22 protein-coding genes are annotated in these 25,600 nt (G+C 71.1%); 5 read left to right on the forward strand and 17 right to left on the reverse strand.

Translation table 11 applies throughout. The features are described 5' to 3' along the window. The 8 genes from ABZS61_RS20195 to ABZS61_RS20230 all read right to left on the reverse strand — a co-directional run bounded on the left by ABZS61_RS20195 (position 1) and on the right by ABZS61_RS20230 (position 8,255). Positions 1-690 (reverse strand): ribonuclease H, encoded by a 690-nt coding sequence (locus ABZS61_RS20195; protein ID WP_356422713.1) that lies wholly within the window; start codon positions 688-690, stop codon positions 1-3. 26 nt (positions 691-716) lie between these two features. Next, entirely contained in the window at positions 717-1,511 is a 795-nt protein-coding gene (locus ABZS61_RS20200; RefSeq protein WP_356422716.1) for an SDR family oxidoreductase, read from the reverse strand. A 128-nt stretch (positions 1,512-1,639) separates the two neighbouring features. After that, a complete protein-coding gene (locus ABZS61_RS20205; protein WP_356422719.1) occupies positions 1,640-2,260 on the reverse strand; it encodes a DUF6629 family protein in 621 nt (206 codons plus the stop codon). Positions 2,261-2,423: 163 nt separating this feature from the next. After that, entirely contained in the window at positions 2,424-2,921 is a 498-nt protein-coding gene (locus tag ABZS61_RS20210) for a peptidylprolyl isomerase (protein ID WP_356422722.1), read from the reverse strand. A gap of 181 nt (positions 2,922-3,102) precedes the next feature. Further along, the gene (locus tag ABZS61_RS20215; RefSeq protein ID WP_356422725.1) at positions 3,103-3,654 is read right to left on the reverse strand and encodes a lamin tail domain-containing protein; all 552 of its coding nucleotides are present in this window, start codon (positions 3,652-3,654) and stop codon (positions 3,103-3,105) included. A 701-nt stretch (positions 3,655-4,355) separates the two neighbouring features. After that, entirely contained in the window at positions 4,356-4,781 is a 426-nt protein-coding gene (locus ABZS61_RS20220) for a DUF6221 family protein (RefSeq protein WP_356422728.1), read from the reverse strand. Positions 4,782-4,942: 161 nt separating this feature from the next. After that, complete coding sequence (locus tag ABZS61_RS20225) at positions 4,943-5,779, reverse strand: protein phosphatase 2C domain-containing protein (RefSeq protein WP_356422731.1); 837 nt, start codon at positions 5,777-5,779, stop codon at positions 4,943-4,945. A gap of 28 nt (positions 5,780-5,807) precedes the next feature. Further along, positions 5,808-8,255, reverse strand: coding sequence for a SpoIIE family protein phosphatase (locus tag ABZS61_RS20230; protein WP_356422734.1), 2,448 nt, complete (start codon positions 8,253-8,255; stop codon positions 5,808-5,810). A 427-nt stretch (positions 8,256-8,682) separates the two neighbouring features. Here ABZS61_RS20230 and ABZS61_RS20235 point away from each other — a divergent pair, with 427 nt between their 5' ends. From ABZS61_RS20235 to ABZS61_RS20245, 3 genes are all read left to right on the forward strand, one after another. Continuing rightward, a complete protein-coding gene (locus ABZS61_RS20235; RefSeq protein ID WP_356422737.1) occupies positions 8,683-10,380 on the forward strand; it encodes a lysyl oxidase family protein in 1,698 nt (565 codons plus the stop codon). 148 nt (positions 10,381-10,528) lie between these two features. Continuing rightward, the gene (locus tag ABZS61_RS20240; protein WP_356422739.1) at positions 10,529-11,314 is read left to right on the forward strand and encodes an SAM-dependent methyltransferase; all 786 of its coding nucleotides are present in this window, start codon (positions 10,529-10,531) and stop codon (positions 11,312-11,314) included. A gap of 23 nt (positions 11,315-11,337) precedes the next feature. Then, on the forward strand, positions 11,338-11,970 hold the full coding sequence (locus ABZS61_RS20245; protein WP_356422742.1) for a class I SAM-dependent methyltransferase: 633 nt from the start codon (positions 11,338-11,340) through the stop codon (positions 11,968-11,970). Positions 11,971-11,986: 16 nt separating this feature from the next. Here ABZS61_RS20245 and ABZS61_RS20250 read toward each other — a convergent pair whose 3' ends face one another. The 6 genes from ABZS61_RS20250 to ABZS61_RS20275 form a co-directional block, all read right to left on the reverse strand. After that, positions 11,987-14,683, reverse strand: coding sequence for a SpoIIE family protein phosphatase (locus tag ABZS61_RS20250; RefSeq protein ID WP_356422745.1), 2,697 nt, complete (start codon positions 14,681-14,683; stop codon positions 11,987-11,989). A gap of 83 nt (positions 14,684-14,766) precedes the next feature. Next, complete coding sequence (locus tag ABZS61_RS20255) at positions 14,767-16,917, reverse strand: MMPL family transporter (RefSeq protein ID WP_356422748.1); 2,151 nt, start codon at positions 16,915-16,917, stop codon at positions 14,767-14,769. Between the two features lie 121 nt (positions 16,918-17,038). Next, on the reverse strand, positions 17,039-17,731 hold the full coding sequence (locus ABZS61_RS20260; protein ID WP_356422751.1) for a DUF2071 domain-containing protein: 693 nt from the start codon (positions 17,729-17,731) through the stop codon (positions 17,039-17,041). 133 nt (positions 17,732-17,864) lie between these two features. Then, entirely contained in the window at positions 17,865-18,878 is a 1,014-nt protein-coding gene (locus tag ABZS61_RS20265) for an FAD-dependent monooxygenase (protein WP_356422754.1), read from the reverse strand. Then, positions 18,875-19,402 (reverse strand): isoprenylcysteine carboxyl methyltransferase family protein, encoded by a 528-nt coding sequence (locus ABZS61_RS20270; protein ID WP_356422757.1) that lies wholly within the window; start codon positions 19,400-19,402, stop codon positions 18,875-18,877. Before ABZS61_RS20270 ends, ABZS61_RS20265 begins: the two co-directional genes overlap by 4 nt. Before the next feature lie 13 nt (positions 19,403-19,415). Beyond that, complete coding sequence (locus tag ABZS61_RS20275; protein WP_356422761.1) at positions 19,416-20,474, reverse strand: 3-oxoacyl-[acyl-carrier-protein] synthase III C-terminal domain-containing protein; 1,059 nt, start codon at positions 20,472-20,474, stop codon at positions 19,416-19,418. A gap of 143 nt (positions 20,475-20,617) precedes the next feature. Here ABZS61_RS20275 and ABZS61_RS20280 point away from each other — a divergent pair, with 143 nt between their 5' ends. Further along, positions 20,618-21,463 carry a UbiA family prenyltransferase gene (locus ABZS61_RS20280; protein ID WP_356423110.1) on the forward strand — a complete coding sequence of 282 codons (846 nt, stop codon included), beginning with the start codon at positions 20,618-20,620 and terminating at the stop codon, positions 21,461-21,463. A gap of 66 nt (positions 21,464-21,529) precedes the next feature. Here ABZS61_RS20280 and ABZS61_RS20285 read toward each other — a convergent pair whose 3' ends face one another. Genes ABZS61_RS20285 through ABZS61_RS20295 form a run of 3 tightly spaced genes read right to left on the reverse strand, consistent with a single transcriptional unit; the run spans position 21,530 to position 24,725 of the window. Next, on the reverse strand, positions 21,530-22,429 hold the full coding sequence (locus ABZS61_RS20285) for a carbohydrate ABC transporter permease (RefSeq protein WP_356422764.1): 900 nt from the start codon (positions 22,427-22,429) through the stop codon (positions 21,530-21,532). Further along, on the reverse strand, positions 22,426-23,388 hold the full coding sequence (locus ABZS61_RS20290) for a sugar ABC transporter permease (RefSeq protein WP_356422767.1): 963 nt from the start codon (positions 23,386-23,388) through the stop codon (positions 22,426-22,428). The genes ABZS61_RS20285 and ABZS61_RS20290 overlap by 4 nt, the downstream gene beginning before the upstream one ends. After that, on the reverse strand, positions 23,385-24,725 hold the full coding sequence (locus ABZS61_RS20295) for an extracellular solute-binding protein (protein WP_356422770.1): 1,341 nt from the start codon (positions 24,723-24,725) through the stop codon (positions 23,385-23,387). The genes ABZS61_RS20290 and ABZS61_RS20295 overlap by 4 nt, the downstream gene beginning before the upstream one ends. A gap of 356 nt (positions 24,726-25,081) precedes the next feature. Here ABZS61_RS20295 and ABZS61_RS20300 point away from each other — a divergent pair, with 356 nt between their 5' ends. After that, positions 25,082-25,555 (forward strand): hypothetical protein, encoded by a 474-nt coding sequence (locus ABZS61_RS20300; protein WP_356422773.1) that lies wholly within the window; start codon positions 25,082-25,084, stop codon positions 25,553-25,555. The last annotated feature ends 45 nt before the right edge of the window (positions 25,556-25,600 follow it).

Consider the following 25,600-nt stretch of genomic DNA (forward strand, 5'->3'; position numbering starts at 1 on the left):
TCAGGCGACAGCCGTCCGGCACTCCGGGTGGCCCCAGCCCATCGGGTTCTTCGCGATCATGTCCTTCGCCGCGTACGGCTTTCCGCAGTGGCACCGGCCCGAGAACTTCGCCCGGATCGTCGCGGTGGAGCGTGAGGCGGCTCCGTCGGTGCCCGCACTCGACGCACTCGAGGTCCGGCCCTTCGTCGAGCGGGCGGGAGCCGGCACCGGCAGTCCGGGGGAACCGTGCGCGCTTCCTGCGGCCTGTTGCGAAACGGCCGCCTCGCTCGCGGCCTGATCGGCGATCGCGTTGAGCGGATCACCGTTCACCTGATGCGCGGGCACGTAGCGGAAGCTCACACTCCGGCCGCCGAGCAGCTCATCGATGCCGACCACCAGCTCGCGGTTGGCGACCGGCTTGCCCCCCGAGGTCTTCCAGCCGTTGCGCTTCCAGCCCTGGAGCCACTTGGTCACCGCGTTCATCGCGTACTGGGAGTCCATGCGCACCTCGACCGGCACGGCCGGATCCGTGGACTTCAGCAGCTCCTGCAGTGCGGTGAGTTCCGCGACGTTGTTGGTGGCGGTGCCGAGCGGACCGGCCTCCCACCTCTGCGGGCGGCCCTCGGCATCCGCCACGACCCATGCCCAGGCGGCAGGTCCCGGATTTCCTTTGGATGCCCCGTCACACGCGGCGATGATGCTCTCGTTCATGCCCTTGATCATGCCAGCACAGGGGCTCAGGGCACGATCGAGTCGATGTAGCCGCCGTCCACTCGCACCGCGGCACCCGTGGTGGCCGATGCCTGCGGGGAGCTGAGGTAGACGACCATGTGCGCGATCTCCTCCGGCTCGATCAGCCGCTGCAGCAGGGACTGCGGGCGGTGCAGCCGCATGAACTCGCGCTGCGCCTCGTCCCACGGCAGGTCCCTGTCCACCAGTTCGTAGACGAAGTCCTCGACGCCACCGGTGTGGGTCGGGCCTGCGATCACCGAGTTCACGGTCACCCCGGTACCGGCGGCCTCCTTGGCGAAGCCTCGGGAGACGGCCAGCAGCGCGGTCTTCGTCATGCCGTAATGCATCATCTCGGCGGGGATCACGATGGCGGAATCGCTTGCGATGTTCTGCACCCGCCCCCAGCCCCGCTCGGTCATTCCGGGCAGATAGCTGCGGATCAGCCGTACGGCGCTGAGGACATTGGTGTCGAAGTAGGTGCGCCACTCCTCGTCGGTGATCTCCAGGGGCGGCCTCGCACCGAAGATGCCGAGGTTGTTGACGAGGATGTCGGCAGCCGGCACGGCCTCGTACAGCTCGGCCGCTCCTTGCTCGGTGGTCAGGTCGCAGGCAAGCGTGAGGACGGTCGCGTCCGGCACGGTCCCGCGCAGCACGTCCGCCGCCGTCTCCAGACGGTTCAGGCCACGACCGGTGAGGACGACGCGCGCCCCGGCGTCGGCGAGCCCGGTGGCGATGGCGAGGCCGATGCCCTGCGAGGAGCCGGTGACGACCGCGGTCCTGCCGGCAAGATCGATGCGCACCTTACGCTCCTTCCGTCGCCCGTCCACGGTGTACGGGGGCCGTCTCCACCCTGGCACCCCTCGCACCGGGACGCCTTTCGGGCACGGCGGAGCCGTGTTCAGCCCCCGGCGGCCGGGCGGAGCCGGGTTCAGCCCCCGGCGGCCGGGCGCCGCCGTGCCCAGCCGAGAAGCACGACCGAGCACACCGCCGCGAGGGCGCACCAGGTGGAGATGAATTCCGTGCGCCACAGTGCGACGCAGACGGCCGCGCCCACGGCGACCAGGAGGCCCAGCACCACGAGCCACCGGTCACCCGAGAGCAGCAGGGCCCCGACGGTGGCGAGCAGGTATCCCGCCACGACCGGTTCCGGGAGGGCCAGGTCGAGGACGTAGCCGAGTGTGTGGCCGCGGATGTCGGCCCTTACGGGGCGCGTGGCCAGGCTGTACGACAGAGCCGCGGCGGTCGCGATGCCGGCCGCGAGGGGAACCGCCAGGCGGCGACGGGCCGTGGGCGGCGCCGCGCACAGCACTCCGAGCGGCATCCAGAGTGCCAGCAGGGGGAGCGCGATGACGGCCCAGATGAGGGTGGCGGTCCCGCTGCCGCCTCCGGAGCGCCAGATGACCGCTTCGACGATCTGGTGCGCCCCGAGCAGCAGCGGCAGCGAGGCGAGGGGCAGGTCGCGGGGCCGTGGCGGTCGCGCGACGCAGGCCACCCCGATCGCGATGACTCCCGCGCCCGCGACGAGATCGGCGGTCGCACTCCAGCACATGGCGCCACTCCGGTCCGGAACCGCATGCGTCAGCGGTTGCCCGCGCCACGCTACGGTTCCGCGTGCCCGCGCTCGGGCCGACACGGCGGCCGCACCGTCTTCAACGGGCTGCGTGCGGGGCCCCGGCCTGCGGGAAGCGCGGCCGGGAGCCCCGTTGCGAGTGTCAGAGGACCCCGGACGCGGAGACCGCGATCTGGGACTTGGTCCGGCCGGTCGACGAGCCGTAGGACTCGATCTTGCGGACCAGCTCCATGCTGGGCTCGTCGGCGACCTCACCGAACACGACGTGCTTGCCGTCGAGCCACGGGGTGAGGACGGTGGTGATGAAGAACTGCGAACCGTTGCTGTTCGGGCCCGCGTTGGCCATCGAGAGCAGACCCGGCTTGTTGTGCTTCAGGGTGAAGTTCTCGTCGGCGAACTTCTCGCCGTAGATGCTCTTGCCACCGGTGCCGTCACCCCGGGTGAAGTCGCCACCCTGCAGCATGAAGTCGGGGATGACACGGTGGAACGGCGAACCGGCGTAGCCGTAGCCGTTCTCGCCCGTGGCCAGTGCGCGGAAGTTCTCCGCGGTCTTGGGCGCCACGTCGTCGAAAAGGTTGAACACGATCCGCCCGGCGGGCTCGTTGTCGATGGTGATGTCGAAATACGCCTTGATGGTCATGAGGCCATCCTGACATCACCGGCGACTTCCCGATGCACAGCCCCCGCCCGGCGCGGCTCGCCACCCGCCGGATGCGGGCCGCTCCCCCGTCCGACGCCGCTCGCACCGTGGCTTTCTCAGGCGAACGCACTGCGGCGTACCACGGCCCCGAAGCCGTGGTACGCCGCATCAAGCCGTCGGATCAGCGGTTGCCGCCACCACCGTTGTGGTGGCCTCCGCCGTTGTTGTGACCGCCACCGTTGTGGTTACCGCCGCCGTTGTTGCCGCCGCCGTTGTGACGACCCCAGGACTTGGAGTCGACCTTGTGGCCACGGTTGTCGCGCAGGGTCGCGGTGTCCCTGGCGTCCCACACGTAGTTGCGGCGGTCCTGGTACACGTCGTGCCTCGTGTCCCGGCCCACGCCGGTGTGGACCCGGACGGAGGAGCGGCCGGGCAGGCGGAGGTCGAAGCGGTAGGAGCGGTGGCTCTCGTCCGTGAGCGTCCAGCCACGGAGGTTGACGGCACGGCGTCCGGTATTGGTCACGGTGACCCACTCCGCGTTCAGGCTGCGGTTGGACGCGTTGTCCCGGCCGGGACTGTCGTGCTGGATCTTGCCCAGGACGACAGCCGAGCGCTGGGCCGGCCTGTTGTTGCCGTGGTCCCGGCCATCGGCGCTGGCAGGGAGTGCCGCTGCGGCGAGCAGTGCGCCCGAGGCGAGAACGGTAGCGGTGATCCGTCGTGCGGAACGGGACATGGAAACCCCTCATCATGCAGGCCCGGAACGAAGTGCCGGGCGTTGTTCGGCCCCGGCGTACTGCCGGGAACGCAAACTTTGTCCCGCTTTCGCTGTGGCCGGAAGATGCCCTGGTTCGTGTGACAAAGTACGGACATTTCTGTCACACACGACTGCAATCGACACCGATCCCATCGGTCGTATACCTGTCAACCGTTGATCATTGCACCGACCCTTTCAGTGGGCCGTTTCCCTGGTCGCAGCGCCCCCGCCGCGCCTCGCTCCGCTCCCCGCGCACCCCCGCCCGGCCCGCACACATCGTGTAACGAAAGCGACAGCGCTTTCCTGGACAAAAGTTCCATTACGTCGGGAAAGAAGCTCACGCGTTCGAGCGTTCAGCGCCCAGCCCGCCGGCCCGATGCGGGCACGCTGCCCACCGCTGGTGACCATCGCATTGACGGAGGTCATCGGATCGAGCGCCATCGTCCTGGCCAGCAGCACGCCGGCAGCCAACGGGAGCAGGGTCACGGCCAGGGCCGTACCGGCACTCGTCAGGTTCTGGATGCGGGGGCGCCGCGGCGCGTCGGGGAGCATGGTTCCCATTCGATCAGCGGCGGCCCGCCGCGAGATCGGGCGACGTACTCAGGCCGGCCGCTCCCCCGTACTCATTCGCCGCCGCCCCGAACCGATTCGTCAGTCCCGACCGGTCGCGCCCGGCCCGGTCACGCCCCGGGCGCAGCGGGCGGGCCCCAATGCGAGTACCTGGGCAGCCACTTCACCCGGTAGTCGGGGTGCCCGGCGTGCTCCGCGGCCATCTGTCTGACGACGAACCCGAGCCCCACGGCACGGCCGGAGACGAAGTCCTGGCCCGGACGGTCCGTGTCCATGGACGCGATCTCCTCGTACTCGTCCAGCAGGACCCTGTGCGTCTCGATGCGGCGCAGTGTGCGCGCGGGGTCCTGCAGGGCGATGTGCCGGTCGTAACCACGGTTCCGCACGACGAAGGCGATACCGCTGGTGCGGTCGTGTACCTCACCGGGTGCCTCCGCAGGGCACCGCCAGCCCTCGCCGCCGGCTTCCTGGGCGGTGCGCTCCTCCTCGGAAAGGCGCGCCCGCACGAAGGCCAACAGGTCCGAGTTCTCTGCCATCTTGTTCCAAATCCCTCGCCGTCACAGGCACGTGCCGGCTGCGCACCGGACGTGCGCCCGCCGCTCCGGGCCCGTTCTACCCAACCAGCAGAGGATGCCTCACGAGCACATCCCCGGCGCAGTCCGCCCCGGGCCGCGTCCGTATGAGGGACACGGGCGCGTCAGGTGCCGACGGGAATCAGCAGTGCGGTGACGTTGTCGTGCCCTCCCGCGTCGAGGGCGAAGTCCACCAGGCACCGCGCGTCCTCGATCAGGCCGTCGCCCCGGGCCGACGCCCCCCGCCGCCGGTGGGGCAGCGCCGACCGCAGCGCCTCGGCGTCGGGCAGGTACCGCCACAGCCCGTCGGTGCACAGCAGGAGGCGGCCGGACACCGACGGCCGGTAGCTCCGCACCTGCGGCGCCGGTTCCCCCGCATCCGCTCCCAGCCAGGCCGACAGCGCCTCGTGCTCGCCGGTGTCGTCCTCGGTCAGCGGCATTCCCGGTCCCTCGTCCGGAAGCCAGTACGCGCGGCTGTCGCCGATCCAGGAACTCCAGATGCCCTGCGGACCTGCGATGCCCGCGACATAGGTGCAGGCCGGGGCGGCGTCCTTCGATGCGGCCAGCGCCGCGACCGCGTGCGCCGCGCGGACGGCCGCCTCGTCGAGGGCGGTCTCCGGCAGGACTCCGGCGCTCAGACGCGTCGTCAGCCACCTCGCGCCGACGTCGGCCGCGACCTTCGCGGCACGCTCGGCACGCGGTGACATCGACACACCGTCGCAGACCACGCCGATCGTCCACCGGCCGACCGCGGTCAGCACCATGGCGTCCGCGTTGATCGCGCGGCGTCTGCCGCGGTCGCTGACCGCCGCCGCACCGGTGTCCGCCGCGATCTCCACATGCGAACGGAACGCCGGCTGCGCCGCGCCGCAGTCCCAGCAGTGCCCGTCGGGGGCGACCGTGCCGCCGCACTCGGCACATCCCGGGGGCGTCGCACCCCGCACGGTTCCTGCGCGCTCCATACCCACCGGGCGAACCTACCCGGCCCGGTCAGCCGGGCGACACCCCGCAGGCGGCCAGCAGGAGCGCGATGTCGTCGGGCCGGTGCTCGTCCTGGATCGCCTGCCCGATGACCCGGTCCGCCATCTCGGCGAGGGGCGCGTGGCCCACCTCTCCGAGGGTTCTGCGCAGACGCTCGATCCCTATGTCGATGTCCTCTCCCGACTTCTCCACGAGGCCGTCGGTGAACAGGGCGAGCACGGCGCCCGGGGAGAGCTGCAGTTCGGTCACCGGATACGACGCCTCGGGGTCGACGCCGAGCACGACGCCGCCCGGGAGGTCCAGGACCTCGGTCCGGCCGTCGGGGTGCCGCAGTACGGGCTGGGGGTGCCCGGCCCGTACGGCCTGGGTGAACCCGGTGCCGGGGTCGAGCACGACGTAGCAGCAGCTGGCGAACTGTCCCGGATCGAGGTCGATGAGCAGCCGGTTGGTGGCGCTCATGATCTCCTGGGGGTCGTGCCCGCTGAGGGCGAACGCCCTTACCGCACTGCGCAGTTGTCCCATCGTCGCGGCTGCTGCGACACCGTGCCCCTGCACGTCCCCGATGACCAGGGCCAACCCGCTGCCGGTCTCGATGACGTCGTACCAGTCTCCGCCCACTTCTATGCCCTGGGTGCCGGAGAGGTAGCGCCCGACGGTGTCGACGCCTTCGACCATGGGCAGCCGGTGCGGCAGCAGAGCGTCCTGCAGCCCACGCGCGAGGGCGGCCTCGGTGTCGTAGCGCTGGGCCCGTTGGAGCGCCTGGGCGATGAGTCCGGCCAGGGCGGTGAGCACGGTGCGCTCCTCGGGGCTGAAGCCCCGAGGCTGGTCGAAGCCGAGGATGCACGAGCCGACCGGCCGCCCGGAGGCGATGAGCGGCAGGAAGGCGCGGGCGCCGACGCTCGTGTCCATGGGGATGCCGGGGTAGGAGGCCGCCAGCTTCTCCATGGACTCGAAGAACAGCGGGCGGCCGGTCGTGAGCGTGTCCACTCCGGGGATGTGGGCGTCGAGGCCGACGCCGTCGAAGCGGTCCAGGAAGCCTTTCGGGAATCCCGTCTCCCATGCCAGGTAGAGGCGCCCCTCGTTCTGCAGGTAGATGGCCAGCTGCCTGCCGCCGAACGCGGGCAGCAGTTCCTCCGTGACCACGGCGGACACCTGCCGGGCCGTGACGGCCTCCGTCAGCGCGATGGCCAGGGCGACCGGGCGGTACAGGACGGTCGCGCGGTCGGCGGCGGAACCGAGGCCGACACCCGGTGTGCCGGAATGCGGCGCGTAGTCGGGCTGCGGCGCGGGCGAGACCGTGACCGTGACCCCGTCACGGCCCGGGAACATGGCCACGGACAGCCATTCGGTCGGGGTGCGACCGGCGCGGAAGTGCACGGGGGCGTCGGAGAAGAGGGCCGCCCGGTGGTGGTCCTCGTAGGCGGGCTTCGCGAGCCAGGGCAACGCGTCCCACAGGAGCCGTCCCACCAGCTCCGCCCGTCTGCGCCCCAGGATCTCCTCGCCGAGCCTGTTGACGTAGGTGATCCGTCCGAGCCGGTCGTGGGAGAGCACACCACGCGGGAGCCGGTCGGCGGCCTCCGGGACGACGGGCTCGACACCCGGGTCGAGCAGCACACCGGTCAGATGGTGTGCGGGCCCGGCACCGGGCCCGTGGCCCGAGAGCTCGAGCAGGAGCGACCGGCCGTCGGGGCCGCGCAGCCGCATCCGGCGTACGTGCGGCTGTGCCGACCGTGCGGCCCGGCTGCCCAGGGTCCACAGTCCGCACACGTCCTCCGGCAGCAGCCGGGCGGTCAGAGCGTCCACGGTGTGCGGCGGGAGGTCCGCGGGCTCGGCGCCGAGGATCAGGCACGCCTCGTCGTCCGCGGTGACCGCGCCGGTACGGAGGTCCCAGTCGAAGTGGCCGATCCGCATCGGCTGCGACGTTTCCGCCGGCAGCCGGACGCTCATGGGGTCGCCTTCCCACTCGGCGGGCGGCCCGCTCCTCTCCAGTTCCGCGATGTCGGCGCCGAGATGTTCCGCGATGGCCTGCAGCCTTACGCGGTCCGCCCCGCCGACCGGCTCCCCGCGGGTGGCATAGCGCAGCACGACGAGCACACCGACGATGGTGCGCCCGCTCCTGACAGGTACGTACAGCGAACCGAAGGGGAACGGCAGACCTGCCATGAGCTGCGGAAAGCGCCGCATGGCGTCCTCGGCGTCGCCGAGGTACACGGGCCTGCCCGAGCGGTACGCCTCGGCCACCGGGAAGGGGCGGTTCACGTGCATGCGCCACCAGGGGCGCATGAGGGGGGCGGGAAGACCGGCGAGAACCGCCATCAGCAGCAGCCCTGGTGTGCGGGAGCGCAGGTAGATGCCGCCGGCGTACCCGTCGGCGGCCTCGATCGCACTGACGACAGCCTGGGCGAGCACCAGAGAGGGGCCGCCCGGTGCCCGGCCGCCGTCGGGTCTCCAGGTCACATGACCAGCATGCGCCACCGCCCTGTCACCGGCACCTCAATGCCCCGCGCGGTGGCGGAGTGCCGAGCCCGGTCCGGTATGCGGTCCGCCCGGACGTCGGGGCCGGCCACGAGGAGGGCGTGTGCCCGGCCGCGGCGAGCGCGGTCGCCGTCGCTGCACGAGGCGCACGAGGCGCTCCGTGCCGGCGGGTGTACCCGCATCGTGCCCGACGACCGGCACGAAGATCCCGGGGCCCGGCTCCGCGTAACACACGCCCTGGGCGTTCGGGGCGGAAACGGCAGGACAACGTCTCATTCCACACCGTACGACCGGCTTTCGGCCAACGATCCGTGACTCCTGAGCCGCCGGACAACCTCGGGGGCCCTTCCTCGGCTCTCTGAGGAAAAGATCGTCCACTGCCCACCGGGCACTCGGAAATCGAGGAACGATGACCACCAGAACCCCCCGCAGCCGGCTGTGGCGGCCGGCCGTCGCCGCAGCCGCGGCGATCACCGTAATAGCCGGCGTCGTCGCCGCGGCACCGGACGCCAAGAAGGCACAGCCCGTGCCGGAGCTCGGCCTGATCGCCGCTTCGGCATCGGTGACGCTCGACTCGTGGAAGGAGGAGCCCGGTGTCTACCTGGATCTGGGCACGTACCTCACCGCCACGAAGGCCCCGCTGGAACTGAAGGTGACGCGCGCGTCCTACAAGGACCCGGTCGTCGCCACGCAGATCATCCGCGAGGGGAAGAAGAAGACCCGCACCAAGGTCCTGCCCAAGGGGCTCGTGAAGGACTTCACGGGGCTGTCGGACTTCGTCCGGGTCACCGTCACGAACGCGGCGGGCAAGACCGTGCTCGACAAGACGGAGTCGTTCTGCCCGAACAACGCCTCGGGACGGGTCCGCCCCGACGCTCCGGCCACGTCGAAGTATCCCGAGAGCTGTCCCGTGAATCCCTTCACGCTCGGCTCGGTCTGGGGTGTCGAGAACGGCTGGGCGGCCAACACGTACGCGGGTTACTCCTCGACGCCGGTCGCCCTGCCCGCCGGGAAGTACACCGCGAAGGTGTCGGTGACCAAGACCTATCGCGATCTCTTCGGCATCGCCGACAAGCCGCAGACGGTCAAGGTGACCGTGCGCGAGCGCAGTTGGGAGGAGAACGCGGGCGCCCGGTCCGCCGGCGGCCACGCCTCCCACGCGGCCGGGCACTCGGGCCACGCGGCCGTGCGCACGTCGGCGCCCGCGGCAGCCACCAGCGGCGCGGGCCCCTCGTACAACGTGGGCCACGGTCCTTACGCGCCCGCGCCGGCGGCGCTGCCCTGGGCGGTCAAGCGGGCGGGTTTCCGGTCCGCGCAGGCAGGTGACGGGCCGGGGCGGACGGACGGTTCCCGGCAGGCACCCGCCGCCCGCCCCAACGCGAAGCGGCCGACCGGCCGGGCCGCTGTCCCGAACGTGCCCAAGCCCGACCTCCGTTCGCTGCCCGCCTACGGCATCACCATCGCCGAGGGCGACGCGGACGCCCCGGGCAAGGACTACCTGGCGTTCAGCGCCAATGTGTGGAACGCGGGCCCCGCACAGCTGGTCGTCGACGGTTTCCGGGCTCCCGGCAAGGCGCTGATGGACGCCTACCAGTACTTCTACGACGCCTCGGGCAAGCAGGTCGGCTACACACCGACCGGCACCATGGAATGGGACCCGCGTCCGGGTCATGAACACTGGCACTTCACGGACTTCGCGAGCTACCGGCTGCTCAAGGCCGACAAGAAGGAGACCGTCCGCAGCGGCAAGGAAGCCTTCTGCCTGGCCAACACGGACGCCGTCGACTACACGGTGAAGAACGCCAACTGGCACCCGGACAACACCGATCTGTCCACCGCGTGCGGCCAGGAGAACTCGATCTCCGTACGGGAGGTCCTCGACGTCGGCTCCGGTGACACCTACACGCAGGACCTTCCCGGCCAGTCCTTCGACATCACCGGACTGCCCAACGGCACCTACTACATCCAGGTGCTGGCCAACCCCGAGAAGCGGCTCAAGGAGACGAACCTCGGCAACAACAGCGCACTGCGCAAGGTCGTCCTGGGCGGCCGTGCCGGCGCCCGTACGGTGACCGTGCCGGCGCACGGTCTGGTGAACGCCGGCTGACGGCGGCCATGTGCGAGCCGGCCCCCGGGAGCGCCTCCCGGGGGCCGGTACCCACTCCGGACAGCGTCAACAACTGCTGATCGCGGTGGAGTTGCTGTGGCAGACTTCGCAGGCGGAGCGGTTCACCCCATCTGCAACGGAGCTCGTCATGACGCCTGGGACGCCTCAGCCCCCGATCGACACCAGCAGGCCCCATTCGGCGCGTGTCTACGACGCGCTCCTCGGCGGCAAGGACAACTACCCCGTGGACCAGGCGGTGGCCGAGCACCTGCCGACCGAGGCGAAGACCGGCGCCTTCCAGAACCGCGCGTTCATGAACCGCGCGACGGCCTGGCTGGCCGGCGAGGGTGTCGACCAGTTCCTCGACATCGGTACGGGGATCCCCACGGCGCCGAACCTGCACCAGACAGCCCAGGAGATCAACCCGGCCTCGCGGGTCGTCTACTGCGACAACGACCCGATCGTCCTGAGGCATGCGGAAGCCCTGCTGATCAGCCGCCCGGAGGGGGCGACGGACTACGTGCACGCCGATGTGCGCGCGGCGGGCACGATCATCGAGGCCGCCCGCAAGGTCCTGGACTTCGACCGCCCCGTCGCGCTCTCGCTCCTGGGCCTCCTCCATTTCCTTCCCGACGACGAGGACCCGTACGCCATCGTTCGCACCCTGACGACCTCCTTGGCGCCGGGCAGCTTCGTGGTGCTGTCCCAGGGTGCGTCGGACGTGAACCCGGAGCGCGGCGAGCAGGGTACGCAGGAGTACGGGAAGGGCGGCATCCGGCTCGCACTGCGGACGCGCGCGGAGTTCGGGCGCTTCTTCGAGGGCCTCGACGTGGTCGAGCCCGGCGTGGTGACGGCACCCGAGTGGTATCGGGGGACGCCCGCTCCCCAGCCGGAGGAGAGCGGCCTGTACGTGGCCGTGGCCCTCGTCCCGTAGAACCGGAACGGAAGGGATACGTCGTGAATGGCAGTCACCAACATCCTGCGGCAGAGGTGTTCGATGCCATCGGGGCCGACTACGAGCGTGCGTTCGCCGGTTCGGCCGCGCACCACGACTCGCTGACACGACTCCTCGGACAGCTCGCACCGCACAGCTCCGTCCTGGACGTCGGCAGCGGGACGGGGCTGCCGACCGCCCGGACCCTGGCCGACGCCGGACACCAGGTACTGGGGGTCGATGTGTCGCCGGTCATGGTCGATCTGGCGTCCCGCCAGGTGCCCGAGGCGTCCTTCCGATGCGCCGACATCCGTGAACTGCCTCTGGAGGAGGAGGGTTTCGACGCGATCTGCGTCTACTTCTCGCTCCTGCAGATGTCACGCGAGGAACAGACCGCCCTCGTGCACCGGCTGGCGGGGGCACTGCGGCGCGGCGGCCGCATGGTGCTGGCCACGGTTCCTCTGGACGTGCAGGAGGTGAGCACGGTCTTCATGGGTCAGCAGGTGCGGGTGAGCAGCTTCTCCCCCGAGGCCTTCGCCGCTCTGGCGGCCGGTGCGGGGCTCTCGGCGGAGTGGGAGGACCACACGGTGTTCACGCCGGCCGGCGGCGGGGCGGTACCCGAACCTCATATGTTCCTGCACTGCGTGCGGAGCTGACGTACGCACGGTCCGGTCAGCGTTCCGGCGGCGCGGTGGGCGGCAGCAGCTGCTCCGTCCAGATGACCTTGCCGCCGTCGTCGGTGTAGCGCGTGCCCCAGCGCTCCGCGAGCTGCGCGACGAGGAAGAGCCCGCGTCCGCCCTCGTCCATGGTGGCCGCCTGCCGCAGATGGGGCGAGGTGCTGCTGCGGTCGGAGACCTCGCAGATCAGGGTGCGGTCACGGACCAGCCGGACGCGGATGGGGCCGGTGGCGTAGCGGATGGAGTTGGTGACCAGTTCGCTGAGGATCAGCTCGGTCGTGAACGCCTCCTCAACCAGGTCCCACTCCGCCAGCTTGCGGGACACCTCGGCTCGTACGCGGGACACCGCCGCAGGGTCGGAGGGCACCTCCCAGTCGGCCACGTCCTGCGCGGCGAGGCGGCGTGCGCGGCCGACGAGCAACGCGATGTCGTCACCGGCGCGGGCGGGAACCATGACGCGCAGGACCGCCTCGCAGGTCTCCTCGGGTGTCCGGCCGGCGTAGTCGGCGAGGGTGCCGCGCAGGAGTTCCAGTCCTTCGTCGATGTCCCTGGTCCGGTCCTCGACGAGCCCGTCGGTGTAGAGCACCAGTCGGCTGTTCTCCGGCAGCTGTACGTCCAGTGTCTCGAAGGGAAGGCCGCCGAGGCCCAGCGGCGGACCGCCGGGCACCTCGGCGAACTCGGCGGCGCCGTCCGGGTGGACGATCACCGGCTGGAGGTGGCCGGCCCGTGCCATGGTGCAGCGCCCGGACACCGGATCGTAGATGGCGTAGAGGCAGGTGGCCCCGGTGACTCCCCCGGCGGAGTCGTCGGCCGTCTCGTCCTGGTCGATCCGTGCCACCAGCTCGTCCAGGTGCCAGAGCAGTTCGTCGGGGGGCAGGTCCAGCGTGGAGAAGTTGTGGACCGCGGTGCGCAGCCGTCCCATGGTGGCGGCCGCGTGGAGCCCGTGGCCGACGACGTCGCCGACGACGAGTGCGACCCGGGCGCCGGGCAGCGGAATGATGTCGAACCAGTCCCCGCCCACCCCGCCGAGCCCGCCGACCCCGGCCTGCGCGGGCAGGTACCGGTAGGCCGCGTCGATGGCGGTCTGGTCGGGGAGGCCGCGTGGCAGCAGGCTGCGCTGCAGGGTGACCGCCACGGTGTGCTCACGTGAGTAGCGGCGGGCGTTGTCGATGCTCACGGCGGCGCGGGCGACGAGTTCCTCGGCGACGGACAGGTCCTCGTCCTCGAACCGTTCGGGCCTCTGCGCCCGCCAGAACATGGCCACGCCCAGGATGACGCCCCGGGCCCTCAGCGGAACGGCGATCATCGAGTGGAAACCGCACTCGACGAGGCGTTCGGCCCGTGCGGGATGCTGCTCCTGCCATCCCGACAGGGCCGGCAGGTCCGTATCGATGACCGCCTCACCCCTGAGCAGGCCGGCGCCGATGGCCGTGCTCGGCATGAAGCGGATGACCGACCCGAGCGGGTAGAGGCCCGTGTCGTGCCGGGTGCCGCTGAGCGCCGTGCGCCGCATGTCGGCGACCGTACGTGCCGCCGTCGGCTCCTCGCCACGCAGCACGGTCTCCGCCACGTCGACGGTCGCGTAGTCGGCGAATCTGGCGGTGGCGAAGTCGGCGAGTTCCTCGCACGTCCGCACGACATCGAGGGCTGTGCCGATCTCCGTACCGGCGTCGTACAGCAGTTTCAGCCTTCCCCGCGCCACGTCGGCCTTGCCCGTGAGTGCCTGCAGTTCCGTGGTGTCGCGCAGGGTGGTCACGCTGCCCGGCGGCCCGCCGTCCTGATCCGTGGAGCGCTGACTGACCGCGAGAATCCGGTTGCCCACCGAGAGCACCTCGTCCGTGGCGACGCGCCCCGAGACCAGCAGATCGGTGGTGAGGGGGTCGAGACCCAGATCGGTGACCTCGCGGCCCTCCACCTGCGCCGGCAGGCCGAGCAGCCGCCGTGCCTCGTCGTTGGCCAGCAGGAGCCGGCCGTCCCCACCGACGATGAGCACGCCCTCCCGCACGGCGTGCAGGACGGCGTCGTGGTGTTCGTACATCCGGGTCATCTCGGTCGGGCCGAGGCCATGGGTCTGGCGCCGGAGCCGTCTGCTGACGAGCGCCGTTCCGCCCATAGTGAGGAGCAGGATCCCCGCGGCGGAGCCGAAGAGGAGGGGGAACTGGTTCTCGACGACGCCGCTCACCCGCTCGATGGTGATTCCCGCGGACACCATGCCGATGACTTTGCCGTTCGCGCCGAAGACGGGCACCACGGCCTGCACGAGAGGGCCGATCGTCCCGTTGACCCTCTCGGTGACGATGCGGCCCTCGAGTGCGGGCTTCACGTCGCCCACGAACTTCTTGCCGATCCGGTCGGGCAACGGGTGGGTGTACCGGATCGAGTCGAGGTTAAGGACGACGATGAAATCGACTCCCGAGCCCTTCCGGGCCGCCTCGGCCTTCGGCTGGAGCACCGCGCTGGGGTCCGGGCTCTCCAGGGCCGCTTCCATGCCCGGGGCGTTCGCGAAGGTCTCGGCGACGGCGACGGAGCGGTTGCGGGCTTCCCGTGCGCTGTCGGCGCGGGACTGCAGCACGAGCGCGGCCACGGCGGCAGCGACGAGCAACACCACGATCGCCAACTGCAGGAGAAAGACCTGACCTGCGACGGTCCTCATTCTGAGAAACGAACGCGGGCGGCCGTAGCGTCCGGCCATGGTCCCCTTTTTACACCCTCGGCACGGACCGGGCGAGCCGTGAGCCGCGACGCATCGCGACCGGAAACGCCCCTGGCTGCACCCTACGACTGCGCGGCCGGTGCCTCCGGCTTCCTCGCTGCGCCCCCGTCCTCATGGGCGAGCCGGTGGGGCCACCAGACCCGGGGGCCGATGTCCAGGAAGAGGGAGGTGACCAGCACGGACCGTACGACGAAGGTGTCCAGGAGCACGCCCAGGGCGACCGCGAAGCCGATCTCCGCGAAGGCCACGACCGGCAGGGTCCCGAGGGCGGCGAAGGTGCCCGCCAGGACCAGCCCCGCCGAGGTGATCACGGCTCCGGTGGCGGCGAGGCCCGTCAGCACACCGGCTCTGGTGCCCTGGTGCAGGGCCTCCTCGCGGATCCTTGTGGTCAGGAAGATGTTGTAGTCGATGCCGAGTGCCACCAGGAACACGAACACGAAGAGCGGGAAGTCCGTCGTCTCGCCCGCGTAGTCGAACACGTACCGGAAGACGAGCGCGCTGATACCGAGGGCGGCTGCGAAGGAGAGCACCACGGTCGCGATCAGCAGCAGGGGCGCCACCAGGGCGCGCAGCACCAGCATCAGGACGATCAGCACCACCAGCAGGACAAGGGGAATGATGAGCAGGTTGTCGTGCCTGGTGGCGGCGTCCATGTCGAGCAGCGCCGCTGTGTCCCCACCGACCAGGGCATCCGCGTCCGGCACCTGATGGACCGCGTCACGGACCCGTTCCACGGTCTGCTCGGCCTGCTCGCTGTCGCCGGGGTCGGTCATCGTCGCCTCGAAGATCACCCGGCCCTCGTGCACCGGTCTGGCACCGGGCGGCACGACGAGGGAGCCGGGCACCACACCGGGGGTCGTCTCCACCGCGTTTCGCACCTGGGCGCCCTTGCCGAGCGCCGCGATGACGACCAGCGGGCTGCCGCTGCCTGCCGGGAAGTACTGGTACTGGATCTCCTGGCCCACGATGGAGTCGGGCTTGTCGGGGAAGGAGTCGGCGTTGCTGAGACCGGCGGCGCGCAGCTGGATCAGGCCCAGGGACAGGGCGGCGAGCACGAGGGCGGTGGCCACCCAGACCCTGCGCGGGCGTACGGCGAGCCGCTCCCCCATCCGTGCCCAGAATCCGTGCTCGGTCGGCTCGTCGGTGCCGAAGTGCGGGATGACCGGCCAGAACACCCACCGGCCGAAGATCACCAGCAGGGCGGGCAGGAGCGTGAGCATCGCGATGAGCGCGACGGCCACTCCGATCGCGGCGACCGGACCGAGGCCCCGGGTGGAGTTCATCTCGGCGACCAGCAGGACGAGCATGCTCAGCACCACGGTGCCGCTGCTCGCGAGCACCGCGGGCCCGGCGCGGTGCAGCGCACGTGCCATCGCCTCGTGCCGGTCCTCGTGCCGGCGCAGTTCCTCCCGGTAGCGGGCGACGAGGAGCAGGGCGTAGTCCGTGCCCGCGCCGAAGACGAGGACGGTCAGGATGCCGGCGCTCTGTCCGTTGACCGTGAGGCCGGCATGCGCCGCGAGCAGGTAGATGAGGGCCTGTGCCGTGAGCAGTGCGGCGACGACCGCGAGGACGGGCAGCACGAGCAGGGTCGGGCTGCGGTAGGTGATCAGCAGCATGATGATCACCACGCCCAGCGCGGCGAACAGCAGGGTCGAGTCGATGCCCGAGAAGGCGTCGGCGGAGTCCGCGGCCACGCCGCCGGGTCCGGTGATGTGGACCGCGAGACCTCCCTCGCTGCCGCCCACGACGTCCCGTACGGAATCGACCGCCGGACCGATGCGCTCCCATCCGTCCTCGTCCATGGTGATGGGGACGAAGATCTGGGCGGCCGCGGGTGCGTTCTGGCTGTCGTAGAGCGGTCCGCGTGTCTCCGCACCCCGCACACCGTGCGCGCGCAGCGTCGTGAGCTGCTGTTTGTCCTCGGCGATCCGGGTGCGGTCGGCCCCGGTCAGGCCGGAATCACGGGCGTACACGACGATCGCCGTGATGATCTCGGGCCGGAATCCCTTGGATTCCTCCCAGACCTGGGTGGACTCGGCGCTGCTGGGCAGCCAGGACGTGGCGTCGTTGTCCTGGGCGTCGGTGAGTTTCCCGGCGAGTGGCGCCGCGACGACAAGGACGATCAGCCAGAACGCCACGATCAGCCACTTGGTGCGCCGTCCGCAGACCAGCCGGGCCACTCCCTGCCGTCGACGCTGCTGTACGTCCGGCATGCCACTCCCACCGCGTCGTCCTGTCCGTGGCGGCGACAGTAGAGCGGTGTCCTGCGTGGCGGGCGGGCGACATGCCGTACGGGCGCGGCATGAGCCTCGGTCGGACCACCGCCGAGCGGGTTTACGGGGTGGGGATGCCGCCGGGCCGGGACGGACGGCCGAAGCGCACGGGGACGCCGGGCGAGTACAGGACGCTCGCCGGCTCGCCTGCCGGTGCGGCCAGGCCCGCCGCTGTCACCAGGTTCTCGTCGCACTCGATGAGCCGCGCGTGGTGCAGGGGCCAGCGGGGATGGGTGTTGCGGAGATACGTCTGCCGTCCGAAGAAGGTGTAGTGCATTCCCCAGCGCGCGGTGAGGAAGTGCTCCAGTTCGCTGGGCTCCCCCACCTGGTCCCCGACGCGCAGGACTATCCGGCTGTGCGCGCCCCGCGGGCCCGGCCGGCGCCTGCTGGTGTACGTGAGGGTGTCCGCGTCGCGCCGGATCCTCATCCGCGACCACCTGTACGGGAGTCGGAACGCCGTCCGTGCGACGGCCACCGGGATCAGCCGGGAGGCGTCGAGCGAGCGGAAGACCACGCCCCGCCGTCCCTGGGAGTCCAGGGAGTACAGGCGGACATTGGTCTCCGGGAACGTCCCGAGGTAGGGCACGCCGGGGAGACGGAACCAGCCGACGCGGTGCATCCGGAAGGCGACGAGCCCGATGTAGGTGACACCGTCCAGGGTGTCGGGAACCGTTCCGACCGGCAGGAGCGGCGCCACGTCCAGGGGGTCTGCCGGCCAGTGCACGAAGGCCAGATCCAGCCAGGACTGTGTCATCAGCGGGTTGATGCCCGGGTGGGGCGAGTCTGCCGTGATGGCTTGCGGGGCTCGGGACGAGGGCGTCACCGGGCCAGCATCGCAGAGCGGGGCCTCGGTCCGGAACGGCGGGCGGGGTGGAACCTGGTCGCGCCTACTGGAGTGCGCGCACCACAGCCGAGAACACCCGGGGCATGCGGTGAGCGGCAGGGACGATGAGCCGGGCGATGCGAGGGTTCCCCGCTGCACTCAACAGGCCCTGTGTGAGCATGCGGTGACGCCGTGTCAGCCTTCCCCATCGTGCGGGGTAGTCCTCCGGCCGGTCCGCGACGAGGCAGGCGACCGCCGCCGTTGCGGTCGCCATGGCCAGGGCGATTCCTTCACCCGTAAGTGCGTCGACGTATCCCGCCGCGTCACCGACCAGCAGGACACGTCCGGCCCTCGGACTGCGCGCGTCCTGGCGCAGGGGTCCCGCCCCGCGCACGGGACCCGCCTCCAGGCCCCGGAGCGCGCCGGCCAGGGCGGGGAAAGACGACAGGTGCTGTTCGTAGGACCGCCGGTCGCGGCTGAGTACGGCGACACCGACCAGCCGGTCGCCGAGGGGTGTCACATAGGCTTCGCCCAGGCGGGACCAGTGGACCTCGACGAAGTCCGTCCACGGGGCGACCCGGTAGTGCCGGCGCAGGCCGTAACGGCGCGGGGCGGACCCCGGGCGGTCGAGGCCGAGTTCGCGGCGCAGCGGGGAGTGCAGTCCGTCGGCGGCGATCAGCCAGCGCGCCGTCAGCCCCGCTGTGCTGACGCTGCCGTCGTCCTGCCGGATCGCCCCGGCTTTTCCGGGGACGATGCGTACGCCGAGGTCCACGGCCCGCCGGTGCAGGGCGGCGTGCAGTTCGGTGCGCCGTACGCCGAGCCCCGTGTCGCCGCGGAAAGCCGCCTCCGCGCTGCGGTGACCCTCGACGTACCGGATTCCGCGCAGGTCGTGTCCGGCCACGCCGACGCCCAGCGCCCGCAGGGCCGCCACGCCGCTGGGCATGATTCCCTCGCCGCAGGCCTTGTCCACGGGAGCGGCGCGGGGTTCGACCACGACGACTTCCCGGCCGGCTCCGGCAGCCCGGATCGCCGCCGCCAGACCGGCCGGGCCGCCCCCGGCCACCAGGACGTCGATCACGGGCGCGCGGCCGACGGCCGTACCGAGGCCAGTGCCCGGTCCTCGCACCGGACGCGCACGCCCATGAGCACGGCGTTGAGTGCGGTGAAGAGCACGGCGGTCACCCAGGCGCCGTGGACCAGTGGCAGCGCCAGCCCTTCGGCGGCGACCGCCGCGTAGTTGGGGTGGCGCAGCCACCTGTAGGGCCCGCCGGTCACCAGGGGCAGGTCCGGGACCACGATGACGCGGGTGTTCCACCGAGGTCCGAGGGTGCGGATGCACCACCAGCGCAGCCCCTGCGCCGCGGCCACCACCGCCAGCATGGTCCAGCCGAACCACGGGAGGAACGGGCGCCCGGCCAGCCAGGTCTCGGCGAGGCATCCCGCCAGCAGAGCGGTGTGCAGGGCCACCATCGCCGGGTAGTGTCCGCGCCCGGCTTCGGTGCCGCCGCGGGCCAGGCTCCAGCGCGTGTTGCGCAGTGCCACGACGAGCTCGCCGAGCCGTTCGCCCGCGACGGCCAGCACCAGGGCCGTGTACCAGATCACGCGTTCCTCCCGATTACCAACGCAGCAGCACCAGTTCGCAGCAGAATCCGGGGCCCATGGCCATCAGCAGACCGGGGGTGCCGGGCTCGGGCCGCCTCTGCTGCATCGTGTCCCGCAGGACGTGCAGCACGGAGGCGGACGACAGGTTGCCCACCTCGGCCAGCGAACGCCAGGTGACGTCGAGTGCGCCCTCGGGCAGTTCGAGTACGTCGGAGACGGCTTCCAGGACCTTGGGGCCGCCGGGGTGGCACACCCAGTGGGCGATGTCCTTCGGTTTCAGCCCGTGTTCCTCCAGGAACCCGCGGACGTCGTCGGCGAGATACCGGCGCACGACGTCGGGGACCGCCGGATCGAGGACCACCTTGAAGCCGGAGCTCCGGATGTCCCAGCCCATGACGTGTTCGGTGTCGGGGTACAGCCGGCTGCGGGTGTCGATCACCTCGGGGCCGTCCGCCGGGGCGGGGTGTTCACCGCCGACTGCGACGACGGCCGCCGCGCCGTCGCCGAAGAGCGCGGTGGCCACGAGGTTGGCGGGCGTCGGGTCCGCCCGCTGGAAGGTGAGGGAACAGAGCTCGACCGACAGCAGCACGGCCACCTGGCCGGGCCTGCCGAGCAGGTAGTCGTGCAACCGGGCCACCCCTGCGGCGCCGGCGACGCAGCCCAGGCCGAAGACGGGGAGCCGTTTCACGTCGGGCCGCAGACCGAGGCGGCCGACGAGCCGGGCGTCGACGGAGGGAGCCGCCACTCCTGTGACGGAGGTGAACATCAGCAGGTCCACGTCGGCGGGCCGCAGCCCCGCCGTACGCAGCGCCCCGCGCACCGCCTGGGCACCGAGGTCGACTGCGGCGCCGATGAACACGTCGTTGGCCGCCCCGAAACCGTCCAGTTCGCCGTAGCGCTCCAGAGGCAGAACCATGTTCCGGGTGCGGACGCGGGCGTTCTCGTGGATCCGGTCGAGGACGCGGCGGTCGGCCCCCGCGGGCAGGCAGGTGCGCGCCACCATGTCGGTGACCGCCCGCTGGGTGTGGCGGTGCGGTGGCAGGACCCCGTGAACCGCTGCGATTCGGGTCATCCTGGCCCCTGCTTCGGCGAGGTCATGACTCTCATCCTGCCTACATAACAGGGTGAAACCCTGCAAATCGGACGCGCGGCTGGCGTGTTCGTGAGATCCGGAGTCCTTACGATCCCCTTGTGGACACCACTGACCGGCCGCAGGTGCACGAGTCCGTGACGCGACCGCCCCGCCCCGCGGTGGGGCTGGCGCTCTCCTGCCATCCGGGCCCCGTGGCGGCGGTGACCGTCCTCGTCGTCGCACTGTCCGTCAGCTCCGGGCTCGGGGTCGCCCGCTGCGTCCTGGTCGGCGGGGCCGTCCTGACGGGCCAGCTCTCGGTGGGCTGGTGCAACGACGCCTTCGACTCCAGCCGCGACGCGGCCGCCGGGCGCCGCGGCAAACCGGTGGCCGACGGCGTGGTGTCACGGAGCACCGCATGGCAGGCGGCTTCCACCGCGTTGCTGCTGTGCGTGGCTCTTTCGCTGGCGTGCGGTGCTGCCGCCGGCGCGGTGCACCTCGCCGGGGTCCTGGCGGCGTGGACGTACAACCTGAAGCTCAAGGAGACGGTGCTGTCCTGGCTTCCGTACGTGATCGGATTCGGCGGACTGCCCGCCTTGGTCGCCCTGAACATGCCCGGTCATCCCTGGCCCGCGTGGTGGGCCGTGACAGCCGGGGCCCTGCTGGGTGTCGGGGCCCATCTGGGCGATGCGCTCCCCGATATCGACGGGGATCTGGCGGACGGCAGTCGCGGCCTGCCCCAGCGGCTGGGCGCCGCCCGTACCCGGATACTGCTCCCCGTACCGCTGGTGGCGGCGTCGGCTGTCCTCGTGCTGGGGCCTGCGGGGCCTCCCGGCTGGTGGGGAGCGCTCACGCTGGCGGTGGTGGTGCCGACGGCGTTCGCCGGGTTCGTGCCCCGGCGGACCTGGCGCAAGGCGGCGCTCGCGGGGGCCGTGGCCGCGGCGTCGGCAGACGTGGCGCTGCTGCTGATGCGGGGTACGTCCCTCGCCTGACCGTCCGCCGCACCCGCGGGGCGTACGGCCTCGCGGCCGCCCGGCCGTTCCGCCCCGCGCGGCCGCCTACTGGCCGGCCAGACCGGTGTGCGCGATGCCGCGCACGATCTGCCGCTGGAAGAGCGCGAAGACGATCAGGAGCGGCAGCCCGGCGATCACGAGCGCGGCCATGATCTGTGCGTACCGCACACCGAACGACGACTGGACGTTGACGAGGCCGACGGGCAGGGTCATGCCGTTCGGGTCGGTGGTGACGAGGAACGGCCAGAGGAAGTTGTTCCAGGTGGAGATGAAGGTGAAGATCGCCACGGCGGCCAGCACCGGCCGGGACAGCGGGATCACGATCGTCCAGAACACCCGCCAGCGTCCGGCGCCGTCGACGAAGGCCGCCTCCTCCAGCTCTCTCGGTACGCCTTCGAAGAACTTCACCAGGATGAACACCATGGCGGGCACCGCGACCTGGGGCAGGATCACGCCCCAGTAGGTGTCGACGAGGCCGAGTTGCACCATCTCCTGGAACAGCGGCGCGATGAGTACCTGCGGCGGCACCATGATGCCGGCGAGCACCAGCCCGTAGAGCAGCCTGCGTCCGCGGAATTCGGTGCGGGTGAAGCCGTACGCGGCCATCGCGCAGGTCAGGACGGTCAGCACGGTCGTCATGAGCGAGATGTACGCCGAGTTCATGAGCCAGCGCATCAGTTCGCCGGATTCCCAGACCTTGGAGTACGCGTCGAACGTGATGCGCGAACCGATCCACTCCAGCGGCGTCCCGGTCGTCTCCGCCTCCGGCTTCAGGGAGGTGGCGACGGCCCAGGCGAGCGGGACGAGCCAGGCCACGGCGAGGATCAGGGCCAGGACGAGCAGGGCGAGCCTGCCGGGCGTCCAGCGCCGGCGCCGGCCCTCGGATCCGCCCGGCTGCCGGCTCCGGAGTACGCGGCGGGTTCTGACGGTGACGGAACCGCTCACTGTGCGGCCTCCTCAGCTCGGCGCCGGGACAGCAGCGGCTGCACCAGGGAGACGGTCAGGATCAGGGCGAAGAAGATGTACGAGACGGCCGAGGCGTAGCCGATGCGGTAACCGGTGAAGCCCTGTTGGTAGACGTACTGCAGGATCGGCCGGGTGGATTCGTCGGGGCCGCCGCCGGTCATGAGGTAGATCTGGTCGAAGATCTTCAGCGAGGCGAGTACCTGGAGGACGACGAGAAGTCCGGTGGTCCGGCGGAGCATCGGCATGGTGATGTGCCACAGCTGGTGCCGTCCGCCCGCTCCGTCCAGCTCGGCGGCCTCGTACAGATGGGCCGGGATGGCCTGCAGGGCGGCGAGATACAGCAGGAAGTTGAAGCCGACGGTCCACCAGAGGGTGGTGGCCACGACGGAGAGCATCGCGTAGCGCTCGTCGCTCAGCCATCCGATGCCCGGCTCCAGGCCGACGGAGGCGAGCATCTGGTCGGCGAGGCCGAAGCCGGAGGGAAAGATCATCTGCCCGAAGAGCAGGCAGACGACTCCGGACGGCAGGAGGAACGGGGCGAACCAGCTCAGCCGCCACAGCCACTGAACCACGCGCAGCTGATGGGCGAGCAGCGCGAGCCCCAGCCCCACCAGGACGAGCGGGACGGTGGACAGGACCGTGAACCAGACGGTGTTCCAGAGCGAGGACCACACGTCGGGGTCGCCCAGGGCCTCCGCGTAGTTGTCGAGACCGACGAACTCACCTCCGGAGCCCGTGATGTTGTCACTGGTCAGGCTCATGCCAACACCTGATATCAGCGGCCAGACCAGGAACATGGCGTACACGAGCAGGAACGGGGCGATGAACACCAGGCCGTGCTCGGTCCATTTCCTGTGCACGGAACGGGCCGCGGGGCGGCGGACGGCCTCCGCCGGCTTCGTCACGGGTGGCGGTGCCGCCGCGGTGGTGGAGGTCATGACGCGGCTCCCGGAAGGGGGTTGCGGGTGTCGAGGAGAGTTCTCAGGCGTGCCTTGCACTCGGTGAGCGCACCGCGCGGGGTGCGGGATCCGGTGAGCACCCCGGAGAGCACGGCGCCGAGTTCGATCCACATGCGGGAGGCGGAGCCGGCGAACCAGGCGGGCTCGTCCAGCGCCACCTCGTCGATCACGTCCCGGTACTCGGACTGGGGTTTCAGCTTCAGGTACGCCGGATCGTCGAGCACCGGCAGATAGGCGGGCACATGTCCGCCCTCGGCCCACGCGACGGAATTCTTCAGCATCCAGGCGACGAGGGCGTGGGCCGCCTCGTTGGCCGGTCCGCCGCGATCCCTCTGGTGCGGCAGGACGAACGAGTGGCAGTCGGCCTGCGCGGCGGCACTGCCGAAGAGCGCGGGCACCCGGGTCATGGAGAAGGGGATCCCGGCCGTCCGGAAGGTGGTGATCTCCCATTCGCCGTTGAGGTGGAAGGCGGTCCTCCCGCCGTTGAAGATACCCACGGAGGCGCCGTAGTCGCACCGGCGCACCATCAGCCCCTCCTCGGAGAGGGCCGCCATGTACTCCAGTACGCCCAGGGCCTTGGCGTCGTCCAGCGCAAGGCGTTTGCCGTCCTGCGACAGGACCTTGCCACCGGTCTGCGCATAGAAGGTGGAGAAGAGGCGCCAGGGCGTGATGCAGTCGGGTCCGAGCGTCTCCGTCACCAGGCCCGGCTGTCCGGTCACCTTCTTCGCAGCGCGCAGCGCGTCGGCGAACTCCTCGGCACCGCTGATCGGCTTGAGCCGGCCGCCCGCCATGAGCCCCGCCTTCTCGCACACCTCGGTCTGGTAGTAGAGGACGAAGGGGTGGGTGTCGAACGGCACGGCGTACTGCCGGCCACCGGCTCGGCCGCGGCTCCAGATCTCCGGCGGGAAGTCCTTTTCCCGCACCCCGTGTTCGGCCAGCAGATCGAGGTCGAAGGGGTCCACGAGCTTGCCGGGGGCGAAGCCGGCGAGCCGCGCGAGGTGCAGTACGGCCAGTTCGGGCGCCCTGCCTCCGGCGCCGGCCATGCCGAGCTTCGTGTAGTAAGGCGCACCCCACTGCAGGGTCGCGGCCTCCAGGGCTATGTCGGGGTGTCCGGTGCGGAAGTCGTGCAGCATTCCCGCCATGTTGACGCCGTCGCCACCGCCGAAGAGGTGCCAGAACCGCAGCCGGGTCTGACCCGGCCCGGCGGCGGTGGCGGGCGCGGCGCAGCCGGACAGGGAGCCCAGGGCTCCGGCGGCCGCGAGGGCGCCGATTCCGCCTGCGAGGGCTCGGCGCCGACTGGGGTGGTGTGGGTGCATGGCGGCTCGTCTCTGAGGGGTACGGGTCTGAGGGGTACGGATCGTTCGCCACGGGCGTGCGTTCGATATGTCGAATGCCGCCCGTCACTTCGGACGGGACCGTAGGCGTGGGGCAACCCGGCGTCAATGACCCGCGCTGGAATTGCGAACGATGTTCGACACCCCGGACGACCCGTCCTGATGCCGGACCGAAGACCCCGCACATCGGTCTTCCGCGGCGTCGGAGACCGTGCGGGGCAGCGTCGGTACGGAGGCACGACCGGCCGAACCAGGCGCCTCTCCACTGCGTCCACCCGGTACATGGCGAGCGCGTCGTCAGCGGACGGAAGGCACAACCAGGACGGAAGGGGGAGCAGTTGACGGGGACGGCCGACAGCGCGGCGGAACGGAACACGGCCGGGGCGGCCCGGCGCGAGATTCCGTCCGGCCGGGGCGGCCGTGATCACTGCGGCCGGAAAGCGGCAGTCGTCGGGCCGCCGGGCATGATCGTTTCGTACGGCGATGCTTCCTTCGTCCGCGCCGGCACCGCAGGGACAGGTCGGCTGTTCGGTGCGGAGTTCTGGCTCACCGCCGTGATTTTTGCCGGGCTGCGCCTCCAGAGGTGGACACAGGACGACGGCCGCCGGGTCGCCCTGTTCGTCCAGGGCGCCCTCCTCGTCGGGGCTGTCGCCGGCCCGGTCCTCCTCTTCCACGGTGCGCTTGCCGTTGCGGTGGCCATGGCGGTGCTGGGGTGTCGGCGGCAGTCCTCGCCAGGCCGTTCGGCTTCGACATCGGTGGCCGGGGCACCTGAATTCACGGCCGGTAATGCTCCAGTAACGGCCCCCTCCTAGCTTCCCGGGACAAGCCCTTCCCCGGGCACTCCCCCACGTACGGGG

This window comes from Streptomyces sp. NPDC005566 (assembly GCF_040605575.1).
Lineage (GTDB): Bacteria > Actinomycetota > Actinomycetes > Streptomycetales > Streptomycetaceae > Streptomyces.

Coding starts and splice junctions, on each gene's coding strand:
- ABZS61_RS20240 (WP_356422739.1), top strand. CDS start 10,529: ATGACGCCTGGGACGCCTCAGCCCCCGATCGACACCAGCAGGCCCCAT.
- ABZS61_RS20250 (WP_356422745.1), bottom strand. CDS start 14,683: ATGGCCGGACGCTACGGCCGCCCGCGTTCGTTTCTCAGAATGAGGACC.
- ABZS61_RS20275 (WP_356422761.1), bottom strand. CDS start 20,474: ATGACCCGAATCGCAGCGGTTCACGGGGTCCTGCCACCGCACCGCCAC.
- ABZS61_RS20220 (WP_356422728.1), bottom strand. CDS start 4,781: ATGGCAGAGAACTCGGACCTGTTGGCCTTCGTGCGGGCGCGCCTTTCC.
- ABZS61_RS20205 (WP_356422719.1), bottom strand. CDS start 2,260: ATGTGCTGGAGTGCGACCGCCGATCTCGTCGCGGGCGCGGGAGTCATC.
- ABZS61_RS20235 (WP_356422737.1), top strand. CDS start 8,683: ATGACCACCAGAACCCCCCGCAGCCGGCTGTGGCGGCCGGCCGTCGCC.
- ABZS61_RS20290 (WP_356422767.1), bottom strand. CDS start 23,388: ATGACCTCCACCACCGCGGCGGCACCGCCACCCGTGACGAAGCCGGCG.
- ABZS61_RS20295 (WP_356422770.1), bottom strand. CDS start 24,725: ATGCACCCACACCACCCCAGTCGGCGCCGAGCCCTCGCAGGCGGAATC.
- ABZS61_RS20260 (WP_356422751.1), bottom strand. CDS start 17,731: ATGACACAGTCCTGGCTGGATCTGGCCTTCGTGCACTGGCCGGCAGAC.
- ABZS61_RS20195 (WP_356422713.1), bottom strand. CDS start 690: ATGAACGAGAGCATCATCGCCGCGTGTGACGGGGCATCCAAAGGAAAT.
- ABZS61_RS20210 (WP_356422722.1), bottom strand. CDS start 2,921: ATGACCATCAAGGCGTATTTCGACATCACCATCGACAACGAGCCCGCC.
- ABZS61_RS20215 (WP_356422725.1), bottom strand. CDS start 3,654: ATGTCCCGTTCCGCACGACGGATCACCGCTACCGTTCTCGCCTCGGGC.
- ABZS61_RS20225 (WP_356422731.1), bottom strand. CDS start 5,779: ATGGAGCGCGCAGGAACCGTGCGGGGTGCGACGCCCCCGGGATGTGCC.
- ABZS61_RS20255 (WP_356422748.1), bottom strand. CDS start 16,917: ATGCCGGACGTACAGCAGCGTCGACGGCAGGGAGTGGCCCGGCTGGTC.